The organism is Salinispora sp. H7-4 (genome assembly GCF_013416675.1).
Taxonomy (GTDB): Bacteria; Actinomycetota; Actinomycetes; order Mycobacteriales; family Micromonosporaceae; genus Micromonospora; species Micromonospora vitiensis.
Map to the genome: position 1 here is coordinate 571,646 of NZ_JABZED010000003.1, position 20,485 is coordinate 592,130.

General features: G+C 69.2%; 22 protein-coding genes and 1 pseudogene. 11 read left to right on the forward strand and 12 right to left on the reverse strand.

The annotated features are described in order from the left end of the window. The first annotated feature begins 150 nt into the window (after nt 1-150). Complete coding sequence (locus H0524_RS04635; RefSeq protein WP_180197500.1) at nt 151-1,830, forward strand: DNA repair helicase XPB; 1,680 nt, start codon at nt 151-153, stop codon at nt 1,828-1,830. Nucleotides 1,831-2,024: 194 nt separating this feature from the next. On the opposite strand, the gene H0524_RS04640 is transcribed toward H0524_RS04635, so the two are convergent. The 3 genes from H0524_RS04640 to H0524_RS04650 form a co-directional block, all read right to left on the reverse strand. Continuing rightward, on the reverse strand, nt 2,025-2,882 hold the full coding sequence (locus H0524_RS04640) for a hypothetical protein (RefSeq protein WP_180197501.1): 858 nt from the start codon (nt 2,880-2,882) through the stop codon (nt 2,025-2,027). Nucleotides 2,883-3,061: 179 nt separating this feature from the next. Beyond that, nucleotides 3,062-4,333, reverse strand: coding sequence for a zinc ribbon domain-containing protein (locus tag H0524_RS04645; protein ID WP_180197502.1), 1,272 nt, complete (start codon nt 4,331-4,333; stop codon nt 3,062-3,064). Between the two features lie 21 nt (nt 4,334-4,354). Next, a complete protein-coding gene (locus H0524_RS04650) occupies nt 4,355-5,668 on the reverse strand; it encodes a M48 family metalloprotease (protein ID WP_180197503.1) in 1,314 nt (437 codons plus the stop codon). Between the two features lie 308 nt (nt 5,669-5,976). On the opposite strand from H0524_RS04650, the gene H0524_RS04655 reads away from it, so the two are divergent. Next, a complete protein-coding gene (locus tag H0524_RS04655) occupies nt 5,977-6,351 on the forward strand; it encodes a VOC family protein (protein WP_180197504.1) in 375 nt (124 codons plus the stop codon). Nucleotides 6,352-6,412: 61 nt separating this feature from the next. Here H0524_RS04655 and H0524_RS04660 read toward each other — a convergent pair whose 3' ends face one another. The 4 genes and pseudogenes from H0524_RS04660 to H0524_RS04670 form a co-directional block, all read right to left on the reverse strand. Next, the gene (locus tag H0524_RS04660) at nt 6,413-7,408 is read right to left on the reverse strand and encodes an NAD-dependent epimerase/dehydratase family protein (protein WP_180197505.1); all 996 of its coding nucleotides are present in this window, start codon (nt 7,406-7,408) and stop codon (nt 6,413-6,415) included. A 186-nt stretch (nt 7,409-7,594) separates the two neighbouring features. Continuing rightward, nucleotides 7,595-7,804: a winged helix-turn-helix domain-containing protein gene (locus H0524_RS04665; protein ID WP_180197616.1), complete on the reverse strand. Its 210-nt coding sequence runs from the start codon at nt 7,802-7,804 to the stop codon at nt 7,595-7,597. A 78-nt stretch (nt 7,805-7,882) separates the two neighbouring features. Beyond that, a pseudogene (locus tag H0524_RS25335) lies at nt 7,883-8,181 on the reverse strand (NAD-dependent dehydratase); the annotation flags it as partial. Between the two features lie 20 nt (nt 8,182-8,201). Beyond that, entirely contained in the window at nt 8,202-8,429 is a 228-nt protein-coding gene (locus H0524_RS04670) for a winged helix-turn-helix domain-containing protein (RefSeq protein ID WP_180197506.1), read from the reverse strand. 157 nt (nt 8,430-8,586) lie between these two features. Between H0524_RS04670 and H0524_RS25550 the strand changes: the two genes are divergently transcribed. Then, the gene (locus tag H0524_RS25550; protein WP_375371990.1) at nt 8,587-8,913 is read left to right on the forward strand and encodes a hypothetical protein; all 327 of its coding nucleotides are present in this window, start codon (nt 8,587-8,589) and stop codon (nt 8,911-8,913) included. Beyond that, nucleotides 8,910-9,167 carry a hypothetical protein gene (locus tag H0524_RS04680; RefSeq protein WP_180197507.1) on the forward strand — a complete coding sequence of 86 codons (258 nt, stop codon included), beginning with the start codon at nt 8,910-8,912 and terminating at the stop codon, nt 9,165-9,167. Before H0524_RS25550 ends, H0524_RS04680 begins: the two co-directional genes overlap by 4 nt. A 67-nt stretch (nt 9,168-9,234) precedes the next feature. Here the strand turns inward: H0524_RS04680 and H0524_RS04685 are convergent, their stop codons facing one another. Next, nucleotides 9,235-10,077 (reverse strand): hypothetical protein, encoded by an 843-nt coding sequence (locus tag H0524_RS04685; RefSeq protein ID WP_180197508.1) that lies wholly within the window; start codon nt 10,075-10,077, stop codon nt 9,235-9,237. Between the two features lie 136 nt (nt 10,078-10,213). Beyond that, a complete protein-coding gene (locus H0524_RS04690) occupies nt 10,214-10,738 on the reverse strand; it encodes a TetR/AcrR family transcriptional regulator (protein WP_180197509.1) in 525 nt (174 codons plus the stop codon). Nucleotides 10,739-10,898: 160 nt separating this feature from the next. Here H0524_RS04690 and H0524_RS04695 point away from each other — a divergent pair, with 160 nt between their 5' ends. After that, nucleotides 10,899-11,303 (forward strand): VOC family protein, encoded by a 405-nt coding sequence (locus tag H0524_RS04695; RefSeq protein WP_180197510.1) that lies wholly within the window; start codon nt 10,899-10,901, stop codon nt 11,301-11,303. Between the two features lie 29 nt (nt 11,304-11,332). On the opposite strand, the gene ligD (H0524_RS04700) is transcribed toward H0524_RS04695, so the two are convergent. Together ligD (H0524_RS04700) and ligD (H0524_RS04705) are read right to left on the reverse strand one after the other, a co-directional pair. Beyond that, nucleotides 11,333-12,241: a non-homologous end-joining DNA ligase gene (ligD, locus tag H0524_RS04700; protein WP_180197511.1), complete on the reverse strand. Its 909-nt coding sequence runs from the start codon at nt 12,239-12,241 to the stop codon at nt 11,333-11,335. Then, on the reverse strand, nt 12,234-13,172 hold the full coding sequence (gene ligD / locus H0524_RS04705) for a non-homologous end-joining DNA ligase (protein ID WP_180197512.1): 939 nt from the start codon (nt 13,170-13,172) through the stop codon (nt 12,234-12,236). The genes ligD (H0524_RS04700) and ligD (H0524_RS04705) overlap by 8 nt, the downstream gene beginning before the upstream one ends. Before the next feature lie 85 nt (nt 13,173-13,257). Between ligD (H0524_RS04705) and H0524_RS04710 the strand changes: the two genes are divergently transcribed. The 5 genes from H0524_RS04710 (at nt 13,258) to H0524_RS04730 (ending at nt 18,005) form a co-directional block, all read left to right on the forward strand. Continuing rightward, a complete protein-coding gene (locus tag H0524_RS04710) occupies nt 13,258-14,334 on the forward strand; it encodes a Ku protein (RefSeq protein WP_180197513.1) in 1,077 nt (358 codons plus the stop codon). A 211-nt stretch (nt 14,335-14,545) separates the two neighbouring features. Further along, a complete protein-coding gene (locus H0524_RS04715; RefSeq protein ID WP_180197514.1) occupies nt 14,546-15,232 on the forward strand; it encodes an FKBP-type peptidyl-prolyl cis-trans isomerase in 687 nt (228 codons plus the stop codon). 128 nt (nt 15,233-15,360) lie between these two features. After that, nucleotides 15,361-16,215, forward strand: a complete 855-nt coding sequence (locus H0524_RS04720) for a hypothetical protein (protein WP_180197515.1) — start codon at nt 15,361-15,363, stop codon at nt 16,213-16,215. Between the two features lie 35 nt (nt 16,216-16,250). Further along, the gene (locus H0524_RS04725; RefSeq protein ID WP_180197516.1) at nt 16,251-16,946 is read left to right on the forward strand and encodes an HAD family phosphatase; all 696 of its coding nucleotides are present in this window, start codon (nt 16,251-16,253) and stop codon (nt 16,944-16,946) included. A gap of 45 nt (nt 16,947-16,991) precedes the next feature. After that, nucleotides 16,992-18,005, forward strand: coding sequence for an NADPH:quinone reductase (locus tag H0524_RS04730; RefSeq protein WP_180197517.1), 1,014 nt, complete (start codon nt 16,992-16,994; stop codon nt 18,003-18,005). Nucleotides 18,006-18,216: 211 nt separating this feature from the next. On the opposite strand, the gene H0524_RS04735 is transcribed toward H0524_RS04730, so the two are convergent. After that, complete coding sequence (locus H0524_RS04735; RefSeq protein ID WP_255435763.1) at nt 18,217-19,866, reverse strand: fatty acid--CoA ligase; 1,650 nt, start codon at nt 19,864-19,866, stop codon at nt 18,217-18,219. A gap of 83 nt (nt 19,867-19,949) precedes the next feature. Between H0524_RS04735 and H0524_RS04740 the strand changes: the two genes are divergently transcribed. Continuing rightward, complete coding sequence (locus H0524_RS04740; protein WP_180197518.1) at nt 19,950-20,441, forward strand: NUDIX domain-containing protein; 492 nt, start codon at nt 19,950-19,952, stop codon at nt 20,439-20,441. Nucleotides 20,442-20,485: the final 44 nt, after the last annotated feature.

The window sequence follows — 20,485 nt, forward strand, 5'->3', positions numbered from 1 at the left end:
TCACCCTGCAAGACGTACCAGTACCCCGCCAGGTTGCATGGTGCACCCAAAAATCCAGCATCCGGTGCGGAGCGTGCAACACTGGATGGTCGTCCCGTGGCCCATGCCCGGCACGACGACCGACATCCGAAGATCAAGAGAGGCGCTCACGTGAGTGGTGGACCCCTGATCGTGCAGTCGGACAAGACCCTGCTGTTGGAGATCGAGCATCCCGATGCGCAGGCCTGCCGGCTGGCGATCGCGCCGTTCGCCGAGTTGGAACGCTCACCGGAGCATGTACACACGTACCGGCTGACCCCGCTGGGCCTCTGGAACGCCCGGGCCGCCGGGCACGACGCCGAGGGCGTGGTCAACGCGCTGATCACGTACAGCCGCTATCCGGTGCCCCATGCCCTGCTGGTTGATGTGGCCGAGACGATGGACCGGTATGGCCGGCTGCAACTGATCAACGACCCGGTGCACGGCCTGGTGCTGCGGGCCGTGGATCGGGTGGTGCTGATCGAGGTCGCCAAGAGCAAGAAGCTCGCCGGGATGCTCGGCACGAAGCTCGACGACGACACCATCGCGGTGCATCCGTCCGAGCGCGGGCGGCTCAAGCAGGCGCTGCTCAAGCTCGGCTGGCCGGCCGAGGACCTGGCCGGGTACGTCAATGGTGAGGCCCACCCGATCGAGCTGGCCGAGGCCGGCGGGGATGGCGGAAAGCCGTGGACGCTGCGCTCCTACCAACGGGAGGCGGTGGAGGCGTTCTGGGCCGGCGGTTCGGGCGTGGTGGTGCTGCCCTGCGGCGCGGGGAAGACCCTGGTCGGGGCGGCGGCGATGGCCGAGGCGAAGGCGACCACGCTGATCCTGGTGACGAACACGGTGGCGGGGCGGCAGTGGAAACGGGAGTTGGTGGCCCGCACGTCGCTGACCGAGGCGGAGATCGGCGAGTACTCGGGGGACCGCAAGGAGATCCGTCCGGTCACCATCGCCACGTACCAGGTGTTGACGTCCCGGCGCGGCGGCGCGTTCACCCACCTGGACCTGTTCGGGGCACGGGACTGGGGCCTGGTCGTCTACGACGAGGTTCACCTGCTGCCCGCACCGATCTTCCGGTTCACCGCCGACCTTCAGGCCCGTCGCCGGCTGGGGCTGACGGCCACCCTGGTTCGCGAGGACGGCCGGGAGGGGGACGTGTTCAGCCTGATCGGTCCGAAGCGGTACGACGCGCCGTGGAAGGACATCGAACAGCAGGGTTGGATCGCCCCGGCCCGGTGCACCGAGGTGCGGGTGACGCTCACCGAGGCCGAGCGGATGGCGTACGCCATGGCGGAGGCCGAGGAGCGCTACCGGATGGCGGCGACCACCCGGACCAAGCTGCCGGTGGTGAAGGCGCTGCTGGACCGACACCCGGGCGAGCAGACCCTGGTGATTGGCGGGTACATCGACCAGCTGCACCAGCTGGGGGAGTATCTGGACGCGCCGATCGTGCAGGGGTCAACCACGAACCGGGAGCGGGAGCGGCTCTTCGACGCGTTCCGCTCCGGTGAGCTGCGCACTCTGGTGATCTCGAAGGTGGGTAACTTCTCGATCGATCTGCCGGAGGCGGCGGTGGCGGTCCAGGTGTCGGGCACGTTCGGCTCCCGGCAGGAGGAGGCGCAGCGGCTCGGTCGGGTGCTCCGACCCAAGGCCGACGGCCGGCAGGCGCACTTCTACACGGTGGTGTCCCGGGACACGATCGACACCGAGTACGCCGCCCACCGGCAACGCTTCCTCGCCGAGCAGGGGTACGCGTACACGATCGTGGACGCCGACGATGTCCTTGGCCCGTCGCTGCCCTCGGTCGACTGACGCCGCGAGGCGCGCACCGACGGTCGGGCGGGGTGGACCGCTGGCGGGGCCGGGCCCGTGCGGACACGTTGCCGCAGACGACGGTGGCGGTGATCGCGGTTGACCGTCGCGCCCCGGGGGCAGGGCCCGCAACGACTCCGCCCGGCCGGGGAGCCCGGCCGGGCGGAGTACGACGTCAGCTAGGGCTATCCCGTTCAGCTGCCACCGGGAAGGTCTTCGAGCTCCTTCATGGCATCCTCAAAGTCCTTGCCGAGGTCCGCGAAGATATCCTCAAGGTCGGCAACCTCCGCTGCCGGCGGCGCCTCGATCTGCGCGGGCTCGTTGTAGTCGTAGTAGTCAACCGTCGTCACGCCCGCCGTGCCCAGGTCCGAGCGGAACCGACGGAGCAGGTACTCTTCGTCGATCCAGATATCGATCGTTACTTCGGTTACATCGAGAGTGTCCTCCGCAGGCGGCAGGTCCGAGGAATCAACCGAACCCTCCGGTTGTGCCTCGGCGAGCTTCTCGGGGGTGGTGGTGACGGTGTACTGGACCGTCCGGGTCCCATCCACCGTATCCTCACCCACGACGGTGACGCCCTCCAACTCCAGCAGCGCCTCGATCTGCTGGGATGGGTTGGATTCCTGCAACATCTGATCCATGCCCGTATCACCTGCGGGCGCCGAGCTGAGGTCGATCTTGGTCCAGCGCTTACCGCCGTAGAGCTCCCGATCCTCCGCGGAGTTCTCCGTATACATCACCGAGTCGACCAGGCGCAGGGCGACAGGTTCCCCAAGGGCCTCGCCGACCGCATCGAAGTTGAGTGAATCACGGAAGTCCAACGTCATCTGCAGCTCAGAATCTGCGGTACTTCCCGAGGTAACCACGTCAGCTCGCACCGTTTCGGTTTCCTTGGCCTTGTCGGCTGCCGCTCGAAGCGAGCCAGGGACGTCATCGGTGAGCAGTTCCAGCGCACCCGACTCTCCCTTGGAGTCGTTAGGCCCGCAGGCAGTCATCGAAACCGCCGCAACGGCCGCGACCGCCAGAACGCTCAATTTCTTCCAATGTGACATGTGAAGCCACTCCCCCGGAAGTACGTCTAAGTCGACTGGACACAGTAACCCAGCCCGTCAAGCCGGACAAGCACCTTTCGGACTCACCCACCCGGCAACGATTGGGACGGCGAATCAGTACATTCCCGACCTATGCCACGTCGGCGACGCGGAGACAAACCCGCATCATCCACGCCGAACTAATTCGAGAGTGAGTCGTAGTCGAAGGTCACCTGACCACTGATCAAGCTTGCCCAACCGGTGACGGCGAAGTCGAGGTCGTAATCCATCTCCACCCCGCCGTCGCCGGTCCATGCCACGTTGACCCGTCCCGACCAACCGGTGACGCTGACCTGGCCATAATAGATAGCGAATTCGAGCTCCGGATACGTTTCGATCGTCCATTGCACGGTCTGCGAAGAATCGACTGCGGTCCAGGAGAAGGGGCAGTCCTCCGGCGACGGGTCGGTGCTCTCAGCACAGTTGTCAAGGTACGCCTTCACCTGACTTCCGACCGCGCTGCGCGCCGAATCCCGGACCGTTGGCCGTAGCCTCGCCTCGTGCGGCCTCAGCAGGCCAACCTCCGCAGACACCGGCTCGGCCTGGAGTAGCGGGTCGTCCGACAGCCCCACCTCATGGACACCAGGGAAGACGCGGGCGATCGCGTTCCCTTCGCGAGCTGGCACCACCTGCCCGTTGATGAGCACGCTCGGACCGTTCTCCCAGGCCGACACGGTCAGCTCATTAACCCCGCCGTAGATCAACCAGCCATCAAGAACACCCAGTTCCTTCCGTTTCTGCCGGTGCAGATACAGCACTTCCCGAAAGGTACGGTCGCCCACCCGGTACGTGACGCCGGCCAACCGCCAGTCAGCCCGGTCCGCACCGGCCGGAACACCCTCCAGCTCGATCTCGTTCGGCACCTCGATCGAGGTGACCTCCGCTGCCGACGGCGGCTGGTAGGACTCGTTCAGGGGGATCAACGGTAGCTTCCCGGGATCATTCGGACCGTCCCCGGGTGGCTCCTCCAGGAGCGAACGCGCGGCGGCGAAGTCCCGCTCGGAGAGCGCGGAGAAGTACTCCGCGACCACGCGCTCGGGGGTGTAGAAGACGCTCTGGACCGCATAGAGGCCGGCAATACCGGCCAACAGCACGGCCAGACCGACGCCGGTGAGCCGGTACAACCAGCGATTGGGGTTGCGCACCTCGGCGAACGCGGTGGGCGGCGGCAACGGGGCAGCTGGATCGGTGCCGGGTGTCGGTGCCGTCGCCGCCTCACCGGCGGGCATCGGCGACCGCTGCCCCAGTCGCTGCCCACAGGCGGGGCAGAACCGCGCGTCCACCCCGGTGGGACGGTGACAGGTGGAGCACTCCTGCGTCTGCTCGGCTGCCGGGAAGCCACATCGCAGGCACCCCTGCTGGCCCGGAAGGAGCACGGTCCGGCACTTCACGCAGGCATGAATCGTCGTCATCGCTGCCTCTCCGCCCTTGGCTCAGTCACGAGATGGGCTGGACACGACCACCGGAAGCGGACGTGCCGGCGAGTCCCGGTCGGGCAGCGGATAGTCAACACCGGGCGCCTCGGCGCGCTCCAAACGCAGCTCACCCGGGGGGTGGTTGGCGCAGACAGCGAGTTCCCACCCATTGCGGGCCCCGTCGAACCCGCCCTGGACCCGACTCAACACCTGCCGCAGCCCGAGGTGGTGCCCCGCCCAGATCGCACCCTGGTCGGCGAGGTATTCGGCGCCCCGGTTCCCCGCCGCCTGCATCGGCATGACGAAGTACCGGACAGTCAGCAGGAGCGGCCAGGCGCTGAGCGCCAGGGCGAGGGAGAGGATCGGGTGCCGGAACTTCCGTCGCAGCCAGGTGACCAACGCGTAGGCGAGGTAGAGCGGCAGGCCGAGCCCGCGCACGAAGAGGCCGGACACCGGGTCGGCGTTGCGCCAGTGCGTCAGCTCGTGGCACAGCACCGCGGCGATCGGCTCGGGCGCGTAGTCGAACTCGTCGAGCAGTCCGCGGCTGAGCACCACGTGTCGGGTCCCGCTGACCGCGTGCGGATCACGGCTGTCATCGATAAGCAGCTTCGGGTGCGAGTCGAGCTGCAGCCGCGTCGCGCAGTCGACCAGGATCGGCTGGAGCAGTTCCCTTTCACGGCGGCTTGGTTCGCGGTAGCCGGCAGCCCGGAACCGCCATCCTTCGGTACCGATTCCGTAGCTGGTGTAGAGCAGGCTGAGGAGAATCGCGACAATGGTCTGGGCGACGAGGTAGCCGACGGCATAGCCCGGCTCGGTGGTGACCAGAGACCACGGCACGAACAAGCCGCCGAAGAACCCGGCCAGGCAGCCGAGCAGCACGCCGACCAGAAGACCGAGCACGCCGCCAACCTGAAGCGCGGCACCGCTGAGCACCGAACCGAGGAGGGGAACCTCGACGAGGAAATCGGGGCCGAATTCATTGCCGCTGGTGAACCCGCCGAGGTAGCCAGCTATCCCGCCGTACACGATCCCCAGACCGCCGACGAACACGGCGAGCGGCAGGTTGAACCAGGCGGCGAGGAACGCGCCGAGCGCACCGCGCCGGTCCCGGAACGCGCCGGTCACCACCCAGGAGACGAAGGTCGGATAGCCAGGGGGACGGGCGAAGAGCCGCTGCCCCCGGGCCGGCTGGACGTTGTGCGGCGGGACGGAGATCGGCTGCGCCGGCCGCTGGCCGGGCACCTCCGCGCCGGTTGGCTGCGGCAACGGAGTGCCGCACTCGCACTCACCCTTTGCCGGATCAATATAATTGCCGCAGTTCGTGCACTGCACCGTCGACTCCCAGAAACATCGTCATTGAATCCGAACGGATTGTTGCACGGACGACGGCCGGGCGATGACCCGCCGTTCCGGGAACGGCGAGGAACGCGATCGAATCGGTGCCCGATTTCACCGCCCTGCACTACTTCACCCGCTATGACGCCAGTAACGGCCGACCCACGAATTTCCAACCGGCACGTTAGTCGTACGGCCGACCTTCGCGCTGGGTAACGTTTGGGCTGGCGGCATTCGACGGCGGGACGGCGTGGATCGGGCTCGCCTCCCCGGGTTGGTCGTACCCACCGGGCAGGATCTGGTGCATGACTGATTCTGTGACACACCGACAGCACGCCATCGACTACGTTGAGTTCGCCGTCACCGACCTCGCGGAGGCGAAACGTTTTTACGGCGAGGCCTTCGGCTGGCAGTTCACCGACTATGGGCCGGAATACGCCGGCATCCGCAGCCCGCACGGCGAGTCCGCACCGGAGGTGGGCGGGCTCCGGCAGGACCCGCAGGTGCGGGCGGGCGGCCCACTGGTCGTGCTGTTCTCGACCGCCCTGGAAAAGTCGGTCCAGGCGGTGACCGGGGCCGGCGGCACCGTCGTCGACGGCCCCTACGACTTCCCGGGCGGGCGTCGGTTCCACTTCACCGACCCGAGCGGCAACGAGCTGGCCGTCTGGGCCGAGGCGTAACGACGACGGGAGCGGCGGGCTACCCGATCAGGGGCAGCACCGCGTCAACTCTTCGCGCAACTCATCCACCGTGGGTGGAATGTGGCTGGGGCAGGACGTCGAAGTGCCGCAGGGCGCGGGCGAAGCCCTCCGGTACGTCGGTGGTCTGCCAGCCCAGCTGACTGCGGGCCCGGGAGGCGTCCGGCAGCGGGTGCGAACGAAGGAAGTGCAGCTCGCCCGCGGCGAGCAGCGGTGGCCGACGGGTCACGCGGGAGATGGCCTCCCCGGTGGTGGCCATGGCTTTCGCGAGTGCCGGGGGTATGGTGCGGGGGACCTTGGCCGTCGGCACCAACGTGTGGACCAGCTCAGCGATGGCGGTCAGGGTCAGGTAGCGGTCGGAGAGGATGAACCGGCTGCCGATCGGCGCCTCGGCCGCGAGGAGGTGTCCCCGGGCGACGTCTTCGGTGAAGACGACGGGCATGCCACCTGGGGGCAGCGCGGGAATCTGATTACGGACCAGTCTGAGCAGCAGCAGGTTCAGCGCGGTCGCGGTCGCCGGACCGGGCCCGTAGACCCCGGACGGATGCAGGAACCGGGCTGGCAGGCCCCGCTCGACCGCATCGGTCACGAGCACGTCGGCGCGCTGCTTGGAACGCTCGTACGCGGTGCCGAGCGGACGTTCCGTGATCCGTGACTCGTCGAACGGCTGGCCCGGGACCTGGTCGAAAACGTCGATCGTGCTGGTGTAGACGAACGTCGCCACGCCCTCGGCGAGAGCTGCCTCCACCAGGTGCCGCGTGCCGCCGACGTTGACCCGCTCGAAGACGTCGGGATCGGCCAACCACTGCTCGGGGAGCCCGGCAGCGTGAAAGACGGTGTCACACCCGTCGACCGCGGACCGGACCGAGGCCAGGTCGGTGACGTCCCCGCGGACCGTCTCCACGCCCTGGGGTAGGGCAGCCGCCGCCCGCTCCGGCGAACGAACCAGCGCCCGCACTCGCACCCCGCGGTCGGCGAGGTCGCGAACCAGAAGGCTACCCACGGTGCCGGTGGCTCCCGTGACAAGTACCTGTTCCATGCTGCCCCTTCGCTCCACCGAATGTACGCCGCGCATCGTGACATTTACTCGTCGAGTGTCCACGGCTGAGAGCCCCGAAGTGTGGCGCAGGCCAACCCGGGGATCGCGGCCGGTGCGATGACCTCGAGCCTAACGAGGCACGGGTGGCGGCAGCGCGGGGTACTGCCCGATCAAGGGCAGCGCCCGTCAACGACGTGGCGGCTCCGCGACGAAGACGCCGCGTCCCGGACGACCCACCAACACCCCCTGCGCCCGCAGCCGCGCCACTGCCCGACTGATAGTGGACTGAGAGGTGTCGTACTCGTCCGCCAGCACCCGCCCGGAGGGCAACTGCGAACCGGGCGGGTAGGCCCCACTCTTGATCTTGTTCAACAAGCCTTCGAGCAACTCGTCCATCGTGGGTGGAATAGGCACGTCGGGCCCCTTGCAGTCGGTTGGCCCCGCACAGTATCGCTTCGACCAGAGCCAGCTGGGACTTGTCCGTGTCAGGTAGCGGCCGGAAAGGACGGACCGGCCGCCGACCGGCGCCTCGGCTGCGAGGAATACCCACGCGAGACGTCTTCGGTAAAGACGACAGGCACGTGCCCGGGGGCAGTACGGGAAGCTGGTTACGGGCCAGCCTGAGCAGTAGCAGGTTCGGCGCGGTCACAGTCGCCGGACCAGGCCCGTAGACCCGGACGGATGCAGGAACCAAGCTGGCAGGCCAACTGCACGGCCCCGGCCACGAGAACGTCGGCGCGCTGCTTGGAACGCTCGTACGCCGCGCAGTGCGGCCCGACCGAGGGCAGCAGCGTCAGCGGTTGGAGGGTTCGGCGACGAAGACGCCGCGCCCGGGACGACCCACCAACACCCCCTGCGCCCGCAGCCGCGCCACGGCCCGGTGAATCGTCGACAGCGACAGGTCGTAGTGATCTGCGAGCTCCTGGGTGGACGGTATCTGCGAGCCAGGACGAAGCTCGCCCGCCTCGATCCGCTTCAACAGATCGTTGATCAACTCGTCCATGGTCGGCGGTATTGGCACGGAAGCCCCTTGCGGTCGGTTGGCTACTCCAGTATTGATCACCGACTGAGAGAGCAGCAAGAGCTAGGAGAGAAGCAGCAGGAAGAGGGCGAGCTAGATTCGACAGATAAGGAAGCGTTGACAGAGGTGCAAGGTGTCAGTAGCGTCGCTGTCGGTGATGCGGTGCCGCTGCGGTCGGTTGGCGCCTCTCGTACTGGTCTCGCATCGCCGCCGAGATCACACCTCCGCGCCACCACCAGGCGCGGCCCGGTTGTCGTACCGCCGATTGAGGCTGCGACGGCCGGGGGAGGTCCGGGACCGCTACTTCTCGGTCCGGCGACGGGGGCTCGACCCGGTGGAGATCCGCGACTTCCTGCACCGGGTCGCCGACAAGTTGACCACCGCGCAGACCGCCCTGGTCGCGGTGCGGGAGGAAAATGTACGGATCAAGAACGCCCTACGGGAGTGGCAGAGCGCCCAGTCGGCTCGCCACCACTACCGATGACCAGCCGCTGGGTGATCCACCTCCCGGTCACCGCGGCCGACCTGATGCGAGCCCGAATCCTGGCCCGGACCGCCGCCCGGGTGTTGATTCGGTTCAGCGCCCGGGTCGAGCCGGGCGGGGTAACCGTCTCCGCCGAGGACCAGCAGGAGGTGCGCCACTGGGTCTTCTGCGACCGGCTGTTGCCGGAGGGAGGTGGACGGTGCGTACTCGCGGTGGACCACACCTCCCGCTGCCGGCCGCGCCCGCCCCGGTAACGACTCTGCCCGGCCGGTGAGCCCGGCCGGGCAGAGTCGTGGCGATCAGTGGGACCGTGCGTCCCGGTCAGGTGGTGGTGCTGAGCTCCTCCCCGAGGTCGCCGAGGACGTCGGCGAAGTCGGCGGTCTCGGCGGCCGGCGGCGCCTCAATGGTCACCGGTTCGTTGTAGTCGGTGTAGTCGACCGTCATCACGCCCATCTCGCCCATGGTCATGCGGGCCCGGCGCGGCCAGTACTGCTCGTCGATCCACAGCTCGGTCTTGATCTCAGTGACGCCGAACTCGGCCATCTGGTCCGCGGCATTCGCCTGGCCGGCGGAGTCGAGCTTGCCCTGCTCTTCCAACAGAGCAAGGTGCTCCTCCCCGGTGGCGGTGACGCTGTAGTGGACCGTGGGTACCCCGTCCACCGTCTCCTCGCCGACAACGGTGACGCCCTCAATTTCCAGCAGTGTCTTGACCTGCTGGACCGGGTCGGCATCCTGCATCTGTTCGTCGAGACCCATCCCCTCGGCGGCAGAGACGTCCAGCTTCATCCAGCGCTTACCGTCACTGCGCTCTCGTTCTGCCTCGGGAATCTCCATGTACATCACGGAGTCGACCAAACGGATGGTGGTGACTTCCCCCTCCATCTCCATGACTATCTCGTAGCTCACGGAGTCACGCAGATCCATCGCCATCTGCATCTCGAAGTCCTCGGGACCCGAGACCACCATCGTCGCCCGTACGGTCTCGACCTTGCCGGTCCGGTCCGCCGCCTCCTGGAGGGAACCCTGGAGGTCGCTGGCGAGCAGTTCCAGCACGCTCGACTCCTGTGCTGTTTCCTGAGAAGCCGTGGTGGGTCCGCAGCCGGTCACCGCGACCGCCGCGGCGGTCGCAGCCGCCAGGACGGCGACATTCTTCCAACGTGACACGGGTAGCCACTCCCCCCGAAAAGTGCGTACTGAACGACGGGTCACGCTATCCCATTCGGCCGGTCTCGGCATCGCCCTTTCGGGTATGCCATCCAGGAAAACGGACGAGGACTAAGTAAACGCCCTGTATCGGACGTCAACGGCGTAAGCCGACAATGGCGATAGGAAGGAGACGTTCGGCCCGAGCAGGGCTATCCGCAGCCAGGGCGATACCGATCGTCAGTTGCAGGATGTCCTCGACCTCGACGCCGGCACGCACGATGCCCGCCTCCTGCGCCCGCGCGACCAGCCCCGCCCCCGCCGTACGCAACTTCATGGCGCAGTTCAGGTCGGAGCCCGACGGCACTTTCATGATCGTTTCGGCCAGACCCCGGTCCGTCAGGCAGTGCTGGAGGAACGCCTCCAGCCACGCGGTCAACGCGTCGCTCGGCGGCCGGCTCTGGGCCAGCTCGTGGGCGCGCGCACACAAGGTCTCGATCCGGGTGGTGAAGACTTCGAGCAGCAGCGACTCCCGGGTGGGGAAGTGTCGGTACAGGGTGCCGGCACCGACGCCGGCCTGTTGCGCGATCTCGTTGAGGGAGGCGGCGGGGCCCTGCTCGGCGATGACGGCGGTGGCCGCCGCCACCAGCCGGTCCCGGTTGCGCCGTGCGTCGACCCGCATTCCTCGTTCCTCCCGGACCAACCAGCAAGCGGAGAATCTCTCCGCATGCTACCTTGCCGGTACGCGGAGAACCTCTCCACATCGTGCATGCCAACGTTTCGCCACACCGCTCATGGACTATCCACACCAGCACCGAGAGGACTGGAAGGATCAGAACCAGATGAACGACACACCCACCACACCGGGCGGTAGGACACCCCCCGCATCCCCCCACCGGATCGGAGTCACCATCGACTGCCCTGATCCGGACTCGGCAGCGGCCTTCTGGGAACGGTTTCTCGGCTACCAGCGGCGACCACACCCCGCAGGGAGCGCCTATGTCACGGTCGACTGCCCAGAAAACATGGCGGGACCACCACATCTGACGTTCCAGCGGGTTCCCGAGCCCAAGACCGGCAAAGTGCGGACCCACCTCGACATCTTCGTCGACCACGCACAACCACTGACGCGACAGATGCTCGCCGCCGGCGCCCATCAGATCAGCGTGACCGACGCCGGCGAGTGGACGACCCGCGTCCTGACCGATCCGGCAGGCAACGAGTTCTGCGTCATCGGCCCGGACTGACCGACGCCGGGGACAGGCCCCGGCTCTTCCTAGCCCGGCAGCTCGGGGCCCCCGTCAAGGAGCGGGGCGAGTAGATCGCCCTGCTCGGCGATGCGGGTCAACACCTCGGTCGCCGGGTAGGGCTTGACCGCCGGGCGTTTCCCGGCCGCCCCGGCCGCAACCTCGGCCCAGGTCAGTGGGGTAGACACCGCCGGCACCGACTGCGCACGCAGCGAGTACGGCGCCACCGTCGTCTTCGCCGCGCTGTTCTGGCTCCAGTCGATGAAAATCTTTCCCGCCCGTAGCTTTCGGGTCATCTTGGACACGATCAGCTTCGGGTGGGCCCGCTCCAACTCCTGGGCGACCCGCCGGGCGTAGCCGGAAACCGCGTCGGCCGCTTGGGTGCCGGCGATCGGGCAGCAGAGCTGCATGCCCTTCTTTCCCGATGTTTTCGGATACGACTCGATCCCGTCGTCGGCGAGCCGATCCCGCAGCAACAGGGCGACCTGACAACACTGGCGAAGCTCGGCCGGCGCACCCGGATCAAGATCAACCACCATCAGGTCCGGATGCGCCCCGATCTGCCACTGTGGCGTGTGCAGTTCGAGGGCGGCGAGGTTGGCCAACCAGACCAGGGTCGGCAGCTCGTCGGCGACCACGTAGTCGATCGTCTCCCGGCCCTTCGCCGAGCCGGGGACCGGCAACGTCTCGGTGTGGACCCAGCTCGGAGTCGCCGCCGGGGCGTTCTTCTCGAAGAAGGAGCTGCCGTTGACGCCGTTCGGGAACCGGATCCGGGTCAGCGCCCGGCCAGCGAGGTGCGGCAGGAGCACCGGGGCGACCCGGGTGTAGTAGTCGATCACCTCGCCCTTGGTGAAACCGGTCGCCGGGTACAGCACCTTGTCCAGGTTCGACAACTCCAGCGTACGGCCAGCCACGTCGACCCGGAGCCGGTCAGGCATCGTCAACCTCCTCGGCGGGTTTGTCCGGGCGTAGCCGCAACACCCGGGGAAAACGCAGGCGCCCATCCGGAGTGAGCTGGCCGTACTTCACCTCCACCACGACCCGGGGCGCAACCCAGACCACGGCCCGGGTGTCCGTGCGGGGCAGCTCACCGGCGAAGGGGGAACCATCGGTGCGCAACGGCTCCAGCTCGCGCAGCAGTTCCCGCTCCAGCGCCGCCCCGATGCCACCGCCGACCCGGCCCCGGAACGTGAGGCGGCCGTCCGGCCGTGGCACCCCGACCAGCAGCCCCCCGAGCCGGCGGGCTCCCGGCCGCCAGCCACCCACCACGAAGTCACCGGTCACCTCCAACTTGACCTTGACCCAGTCCGGTGAGCGCGTACCCGGCCGGTAGACCGAACCGACCCGTTTGGCCATCACCCCCTCCAGGCCGTGCTCCCCCGCCGCCTGGAAGGTCGCCGCGCCGTCCGAGAAGGCGGGCGGGACCGCCCATCGCGGCCCGGCCAGTCCCAACTCGTCGAGCACAGCTCGCCGCCGCTGCCACGGGTAGCCGGTCAGATCGACGCCATCGAGTCGCAACAGGTCGAAGACCAGGTAGGTGATGGGCAGGGACGCCGCGAGCCGCGCGGCCCGACCACGGTCCCGGACATGCATTCGCTCGGCGAGCGCCGTGAACGACGGCTGCCCGGTCGCGCCGAAGAGCACCACCTCCCCATCGAGGAGGGCGTCATCCACCTGGGCGGCGAGGCCCGCCAATTCCGGGTAGGCCACGGTGACCTCGACGCCGGAGCGGGCGAACACCCGCTGCTGACCGTCACCGATGTTGACCAGCGCTCGAATTCCGTCCCATTTGAACTCGTAGGCCCAGCCCGGGCCCACCGGCAGCTCCCCGGTGGTCGCGAGCATCGGCTTGGACGGCACGCCGGGCACGAACCGACCTTAGTCGAATGCGGAACTGCTCGCGCCCGGTTCCATTGGATGAGAACATGGTCGATACCGGCGAAAGGAGCACAGGGTGCGGGCCATTTGGAAAGGAGCCGTGTCGTTCGGGCTCGTCTCGATCGGGGTGAAGCTGTATTCCGCGACCGAGGAGAAGGATATTCGGTTCCACCAGGTGCACCGGGATGACGGGGGTCGAATCCGCTACAAGCGCACCTGCCAGGTCTGCGGCCAAGAGGTCAGCTACGACGACATCGCCAAGGGGTACGACCTCGGCGGCGGCGAGTTGGTCATCCTCACCGACGACGACTTCGCCGACCTGCCCCTGAGCACCTCACGGGCGATCGACGTGCTGGAGTTCGTCCCCGCCGAACAGGTCGACCCGATCCTCTACAACAAGGCGTACTTCCTCGAACCGGAGGGCACCGCCACCAAGCCGTACGTGCTGCTGCGCAACGCGCTCACCGACTCCGAACGGGTGGCCATCGTGAAGGTGGCCATCCGGCAACGCGAACAGCTCGCGACGCTGCGGGTACACCAGGACGTCCTGCTGCTCAACACGATGCTCTGGCCCGACGAGATCCGGACGCCGGAGTTCGGCTTTCTCGACGAGGACCTGAAGGTCCGCCCCCCGGAGCTCGCGATGGCCAGCTCCCTGATCGACTCGATGGCGGGTGACTTCCAGCCCGACGCCTTCACCGACGACTACCGGACCGCCCTGAAGGAGGTCATCGACGCGAAGGTGGAGGGCCGCGAGGTCGTCCAGCCGGAGGAGGTCGAAGAGGCTCCGGCCGCGGCGGTGGACCTGATGGCGGCGCTGAAGGCATCGGTGGAGCGGGCCCAGGCGGCACGCGGCGAGAAACCCGCCGGCTCCGGCGCGGGCGAACCGACCCCCATCTCGGCGGCGCGTTCCGCCCAGCGAAAGGCCGCCGAGCAGCAGGCCCCACCGAAGAAGGCCGCCGGCAAGAAAAGCGAAAAGACAACCCCGGCGAAGAAGACGGCGGAAAAGGAGAAGGCCGAGGAGAAGAAGGCCGCCAAGAAGACGGCCGGGAAGAAGACGGCGGCAAAGCCGACCGCCAAGAAGGATACGGGGCAGCGGTCGGAGCCGGCCAAGAAAGCCGCGGCCCGCAAGACCGCCCGCAAGACCGCCTGAACGGCGGGACCGACACCATCGGTGATACCAACCACCACCGTTGGTACCAGCCACCATCGGCGATCCCAGCCACCACCGGCCATGCCAGCCACCACCGGCGATACCAGCCACCACCAGCGGTACCGGCTTCCACCGGACAACGGGTCGTCCGGCACCTGCACCACGGGCGGCTCGGCGGGTACCGTGTTCGTCGGCCTTCCCCCGGCACGCGGTGCCGGCCACCATCTTCGAACAGGGAGTCGACGCCGTGAGCGAGCGGACGCAGAACCGGGCACAGAAGTCGGAGCGGCGGTTGGCCGCGCAGCTCGCCGAGCAGAAGGCGGCCGAGGCGAAGCGCCGCCGGCAGGCCTGGATCGGCGGGCTCGCCGGGGTCGCCGTGGTCGGCCTCCTGGTCACCGTGTTCGTGCTGGTCAGCCCAGCCGGTGACGACGAGAGCAACCCGACCGCGGCGGACACCCCGTCGGCCGGTGCCCCGTCGGCGGGCGCCCCCGACCCGGCGGCCGGCGGCACCGAGCTGCCGGACGGGGCCGACCCGGCGCTGAACACCCCGCCGACCGTGGAGGCGGGCGAGGGCGAGCTGACCGAGCTCGTCGTCACCCCGCTGATCGAGGGCACCGGCCCCGCGGTGGAGAGCGGTCAGACGATCACCGTCAACTACGTCGGCATCCTCTACAACGAGGGCGAGGAGTTCGACTCGTCCTGGTCGCGCGGGCAGCCGGCGAGCTTCCCGATCGGGGTCGGCGGAGTGATCGCCGGCTGGGACCAGGGCCTGGTCGGCGTGACCATCGGCAGCCGGGTGCAGCTGGACATCCCCGCAGAACTGGCCTACCCAAACCCCCAGGGCGGTCAGCCAGCCGGTCCGCTGCGCTTCGTCGTGGACGTGCTCGGCGCGCAGTAACCCACCGCCCCGCCCCGCCGCCGGTGCAGTTGGCCACAGTGGGCTTCCACACCGTTACCGAACGGCAGTAGGTTCGTCGAACCGGGGGCAGATACCCCCAAGGGGCCGGAACGGACGCGGAGGTGCGCATGACAGACGACGCGGGGCGGACAGCCCGGTTGATGTGGACCCACTTCGAGCCGGTGCACGCGGTGACGTACTTCCATCCCCGGGCCCGTGCGGCGTACGAGGCGACCGGGCTACGCGGCTACTGGCGGGGCTACTTCGCCGGCCGGTCCGCGCCGCTCGGCGCCATCACCGCGGCACCGGTGACCGCGGCCTTCTACCACTTCGCCCCGCACATGGTGCAGCGGGCGCTGCCCGCGGTCTGGAAACTGGCGTCCCCGGAGGAGGCGCTGCGGGCCCGACTCACCGGTGCCGTCCAGGCCCTCGCCGAGCTCACCTACGAGCTGCCCGAGTCCCACCTCACGGAGACCGCCGACCTGATGGAGGCCGCGGCGGCCGAGACCAAGACGGCCGGCCGGGTGCTGGGGGCCGCGAACGCCGCACTGCCGCGCGGTGAATACCCGCTCGCCCGGCTCTGGCAGGCGGCGACGGTCCTGCGGGAGCACCGTGGGGACGGGCACATCGCCGCGCTCATCGCGGCCGACCTCGACCCGGTGGAGACGCTGGCCTGGCGGGTCGCGGTGGGGATGCCCGTGGCCACCCTGCTCGGCCGGGGCTGGACCGAGCAGGAGTGGGCGGCGGCCAGGAGTCGGCTCCACGACCGGGGGTGGCTGACCGCCGACGGCGAACCGACCGAGCGGGGACAGGCTGGATTCGGCACCGTCGAGGCGGCCACCGACGCGGCGGCGACCCGCCCGTGGCAGGCACTCGGCCCGGAGCGCAGCGCCCGGCTCCAGGAACTACTCGACCCGGTGGTCCGGGCCGGGCACACCATCATCCCGCCGGACAACCCGATCGGCCTGCCGTCCCTGGGTTGACCGGCGCCGCCGACCCGGTCCGGCAGGATGAGGGCATGGTAGCTGCGGTGATCTTCGACCTGGACGGCGTGATCGTGGACTCCGAACCGGTCTGGGAGGAGGTCCGGCGGGCGTACGTTTCGGCGCACGGCGGCACCTGGCAGGCCGACTCGCAGCGCCGGATGATGGGCATGAGCACCGGCGAGTGGTCCCGCTACCTCAGCGGCGAACTCGGCGTCGACCGGACGGCCGAGCAGGTCGCCACCGAGGTCGTTACGGAGATGTCCCGGCGGTACGCACACCGCGTACCGCTGATCGACGGTGGCGTTGACGCCGTGCGCCGGACGGCCGGGCGGTGGCCGCTGGGCCTGGCCAGCTCCTCCCCGACCCGGCTGATCCGCACGGCGCTCGACGCTACCGGGCTCGGCGACACCTTCGACGCGACGCTGTCGACCGAGGAGACCAGGCACGGCAAACCGGCTCCAGATGTCTACCTGGCGGTCGCGGAACAGCTCGGCGTGGACCCGGCCCGCTGCGTCGCGGTCGAGGACTCCGCCAACGGCGTCCGGTCCGCGGCGGCCGCGGGGATGGCCGTGGTGGCGGTGCCGCACGGGGCGTACCCGCTGGAACCGGACGCCGAGCGGCTCGCCGCGGTGGTGCTCTCCTCGATCGACGAGCTGACGCCGGAGGTCGTGGCGACGGTCCACGGCGGCGAGGAACGGCCGGGTACGGCAGGCCAACAGGGCGGCTGAGAAGACCGCAGGAGGCGATGGCGGCATGAAGGCGATGGAGGCGGCATGAGAGCGATCGTGTACGAGCGCACCGGCGACCCCACGGTGCTGCGACCGGTCGACCGGCCGGTGCCCGAGCCGGGGGCCGGCGAGGTGCTGGTCCGGATGGCGGTCGCGGGAGTGAACCCGACGGACTGGAAGGCACGACGAAACGGCCAGTTGCCGGCCGGCTGGCAGATACCCGGCCAGGACGGCGCGGGAGTGGTCGAGGCGGTCGGCGAGGGAGTCGACCGGTCCCTCATCGGCGAACGCGTCTGGGTGTGGGAGGCCGCCTGGCAGCGGCCCTGGGGAACGACCGCCGAGTACACACTGCTCCCGGCCCGACAGGCTGTCCGCCTCGGCGCCGCCTCCTTCGACCTCGGCGCGTGCCTGGGCATCCCGTTCCTGACCGCGCACCGGTGCCTGACCGCCGGTGAGTACCTGCCGGACGCACTGCACGCCGGGGCGCTCGCCGGTCACACCGTGCTGGTGCAGGGTGGAGCGGGCGCGGTGGGTAACGCGGCGATCCAACTGGCGCGTTGGGCGGACGCCTGCGTGGTCACCACGGTGAGCAGCGCGGAGAAGGGGAAGCTCGCGGCGGCGGCCGGGGCCGATGTCGTGGTCAACTACCGGGAACAGGACGTGGTGGCGGAGGTCCGCAAGATCGCACCAGCGGGAGTCCACGCGATCGTCGAGGTCTCCACCCGGAACAGTGACATCGATGCCCAGCTGCTCCGGACCGGTGGCGCGGTCTGCGTGTACGCCGACGACGGCGGCAGCGAGGTGACCCTGCCGGTCCGGCCCCTCATGGCCTTGAACGCCCGCTGGCAGTTCGTCCTGGTCTACACCGCACCGAAGGCCGCAAAGGCGCAGGCGGTCGTGGATGTGGCGGCGGCGGTGGAGCAGGGTGGCGTCCGGGTGGGCGAGGAGGCGGGGCTGCCGCTGCACCACTACCCGTTGCCGGCAGCCGAGGCGGCGCACCGGGCGGTGGAGGAGGGGGCGATCGGCAAAGTGTTGATCAACACCGTGGACGACCGGTGAACCCGGATCGAGCCGGGCGATCCTCCCCCGGTATCAAGTTCCCAGGTATCAAGGACAGAAGCGAATAGTCCTCGCGAGAATGACGGTGCGGGTCGCCCCGCGTTGAACGGGCGGCCCCGGCGCGGTGCGAACGCCGGGGCCGCCCCCCTGGGCCACGACCCGCAGCACCCCTCCCTCGCACCAGTCCGACCTGGCCGACCGTGGGTGGCGGCTAGGAAGAGGCCAAGTCCCGGACGGCGAGCTCCCCCTCGGCGTACCGGGCCCGCACCGCCTTCTTGTCGAACTTGCCCACGCTGGTCTTCGGCACGGCGTCGATGACCGCCCAACGCTCGGGGAGCTGCCAGCGGGCCACCGACCCGGCGAGGAAGCCCCGCAGCTCCGCAACCCCGGCCTTCGCCCCCTCCCGGAGCACCACGGTCGCCAACGGCCGCTCGCCCCAACGCTGATCCGGGACCCCCACCACGCAGGCCTCGACCACATCCGGATGGGCCATCAGCGCGTTCTCCAGCTCCACCGAGGAGATCCACTCACCGCCGGACTTGATGACATCCTTCGCCCGGTCGGTCAACGTCAGGTAGCCGTCCGGGGAGAGGGTGCCGACGTCACCCGTACGCAGCCAGCCGTCCCGGAACGTCTCCTCGTCCGGAGTCTCGTCGCCGACGTACCGTCCGGTCACCCACGGCCCGCGGACCTCCAACTCCCCCACGGACGTGCCGTCGGCGGGCAGCCGCCTGCCCTGCGGGCCAACGATCCGGGCCTCGACGCCGGCCGGGACCCGCCCCTGGGTGTAGCGGTACCGCCACGCCGTGGCCTCGTCCACCCCGGCCGGCGGGCGGGCCACCGCACCGAGCGGAGAGGTCTCGGTCATCCCCCAGGCGTGAATGATCCGGATGTCGTGCCGCTCCTCGAACGCGTGCATCAGCGCCGGTGGGCAGGCCGACCCACCCACGATCACCTCCGCCAGGGAGCTGGTGTCGACGTCGTGGCTGTCCAGGTGGGCGAGGAGATCGGTCCAGATGGTCGGGACGGCACCGGCGACGGTCGGCCGCTCGGCGGCGATCATCCCGGCGATCGGGGCGGCCTGGAGGAACCGGTCCGGCAGGAGCAGCGACGCGCCGCAGAGGAACGCCGCATAGGGCAACCCCCAGGACATCGCGTGGAACATCGGCACGATGCCCAGGACCCGGTCCTTCGGCCCGAGGCTGAACGACTCCGGCATGCAGACCTGGAGCGAGTGCAGGTAGATCGAGCGGTGCGAGTAGGCCACCCCCTTGGGGTTGCCGGTGGTCCCGGAGGTGTAGCAGAGCGCGGCGGCGGAGCGCTCGTCCACGTCCGGCCAGTCGTAGCTGTCGGGCTTGCCGGCCAGCAGGGCATCCCAGTGGTGTACGGAGATCCGGTCGCCGGCCGCCGCGACCAGCGGGGCGGGATCACCGCCGCCGACCACCACCACATGCCGGACGGTGGTCATGTCGCCGATGACCTTCGCCAGCAGCGGGATCAGGGTCGTGTCGACCAGCACCACCCGGTCCTGCGCGTGGTTGGCGATGTAGGCGACCTGGTCCGGGAGGAGCCGGATGTTGAGCGTGTGCAGCACCGCGCCCATGCTCGGCACCGCGAAGTAGGCCACCAGGTGCTCGGTGTTGTTCCACAGAAAGGTGGCGACGCGCTCGTCCCCGGTCACACCGCACTCGTCCCGCAGCGCGTGCGCCAGCTGGGCGGCCGAACGCGCCACCTCGGCGTAGGTCATCCGGCGCGGCTCGGCGCCGGTCCAGGTGACCACCTCGGCCGAGCTGTGCACGGTGGCGCCGTGGCCAAGAATCCGGGAAACCTGGAGGGGGGCATCCATCATCGTGCTCCGCATGAGCAACAAGGTAGTGTCGCCGATCACATCTGGGAACCCCGGATCTCCATCTCGCTTCGGCGGCGGTGCGTAGATTAGCCGGAGTGAGCATTTCCTGGGCAGATTCCTACGTCGGGCAGCTCCGCGCCCTCGCCGGCGACCGGACGCTGATGTTCGTCGGTGCCCGCGCGGTGGTGCGGGACGACGCAGACCGGATCCTGCTGATCCAGCGCGCCGACAACGGGCACTGGGCGATGCCGGCGGGGGCGATGGAGTTGGGTGAGTCGATCGCCGACTGCGCGGTGCGGGAGGTTCGGGAGGAGACCGGGCTGCGCGCCCTGCGGGTCAGCGCCTTCGCCCTCTACACCGGGCCGGACCGCACCCACACCAACATGTACGGGCACACGTACCAGATCTTCACCACCGCGTTCCGGGTGGAGGAGTGGGACGGGGACCTCACCCGGGTCACCGATGAGACCACCGACGCCGCCTTCTTCGACCGGGGCCACCTGCCCAGCCCGCTGTCGGCCAGCGTCCCGGAGACCCTCGCCGACCTGGATGTCTTCGAGCAGACGAACCGACTGATCCTCAAATAGTCCGCCGCCGGTCCCGCACCGCCAGGTTTGGCCCGGCGGACCGA

What these genes read in the sequence shown, in the direction of transcription:
- H0524_RS04660 (WP_180197505.1), bottom strand. Translation starts at nt 7,408, where the DNA reads ATGGAACAGGTACTTGTCACGGGAGCCACCGGCACCGTGGGTAGCCTT.
- H0524_RS04690 (WP_180197509.1), bottom strand. Translation starts at nt 10,738, where the DNA reads ATGCGGGTCGACGCACGGCGCAACCGGGACCGGCTGGTGGCGGCGGCC.
- H0524_RS04645 (WP_180197502.1), bottom strand. Translation starts at nt 4,333, where the DNA reads ATGACGACGATTCATGCCTGCGTGAAGTGCCGGACCGTGCTCCTTCCG.
- H0524_RS25550 (WP_375371990.1), top strand. Translation starts at nt 8,587, where the DNA reads ATGCGGTGCCGCTGCGGTCGGTTGGCGCCTCTCGTACTGGTCTCGCAT.
- H0524_RS04680 (WP_180197507.1), top strand. Translation starts at nt 8,910, where the DNA reads ATGACCAGCCGCTGGGTGATCCACCTCCCGGTCACCGCGGCCGACCTG.
- H0524_RS04655 (WP_180197504.1), top strand. Translation starts at nt 5,977, where the DNA reads ATGACTGATTCTGTGACACACCGACAGCACGCCATCGACTACGTTGAG.
- H0524_RS04730 (WP_180197517.1), top strand. Translation starts at nt 16,992, where the DNA reads ATGAGAGCGATCGTGTACGAGCGCACCGGCGACCCCACGGTGCTGCGA.
- ligD (WP_180197511.1), bottom strand. Translation starts at nt 12,241, where the DNA reads ATGCCTGACCGGCTCCGGGTCGACGTGGCTGGCCGTACGCTGGAGTTG.
- H0524_RS04640 (WP_180197501.1), bottom strand. Translation starts at nt 2,882, where the DNA reads ATGTCACATTGGAAGAAATTGAGCGTTCTGGCGGTCGCGGCCGTTGCG.
- H0524_RS04735 (WP_255435763.1), bottom strand. Translation starts at nt 19,866, where the DNA reads ATGCGGAGCACGATGATGGATGCCCCCCTCCAGGTTTCCCGGATTCTT.
- H0524_RS04720 (WP_180197515.1), top strand. Translation starts at nt 15,361, where the DNA reads ATGACAGACGACGCGGGGCGGACAGCCCGGTTGATGTGGACCCACTTC.
- H0524_RS04665 (WP_180197616.1), bottom strand. Translation starts at nt 7,804, where the DNA reads ATGGACGAGTTGCTCGAAGGCTTGTTGAACAAGATCAAGAGTGGGGCC.
- H0524_RS04725 (WP_180197516.1), top strand. Translation starts at nt 16,251, where the DNA reads ATGGTAGCTGCGGTGATCTTCGACCTGGACGGCGTGATCGTGGACTCC.
- H0524_RS04695 (WP_180197510.1), top strand. Translation starts at nt 10,899, where the DNA reads ATGAACGACACACCCACCACACCGGGCGGTAGGACACCCCCCGCATCC.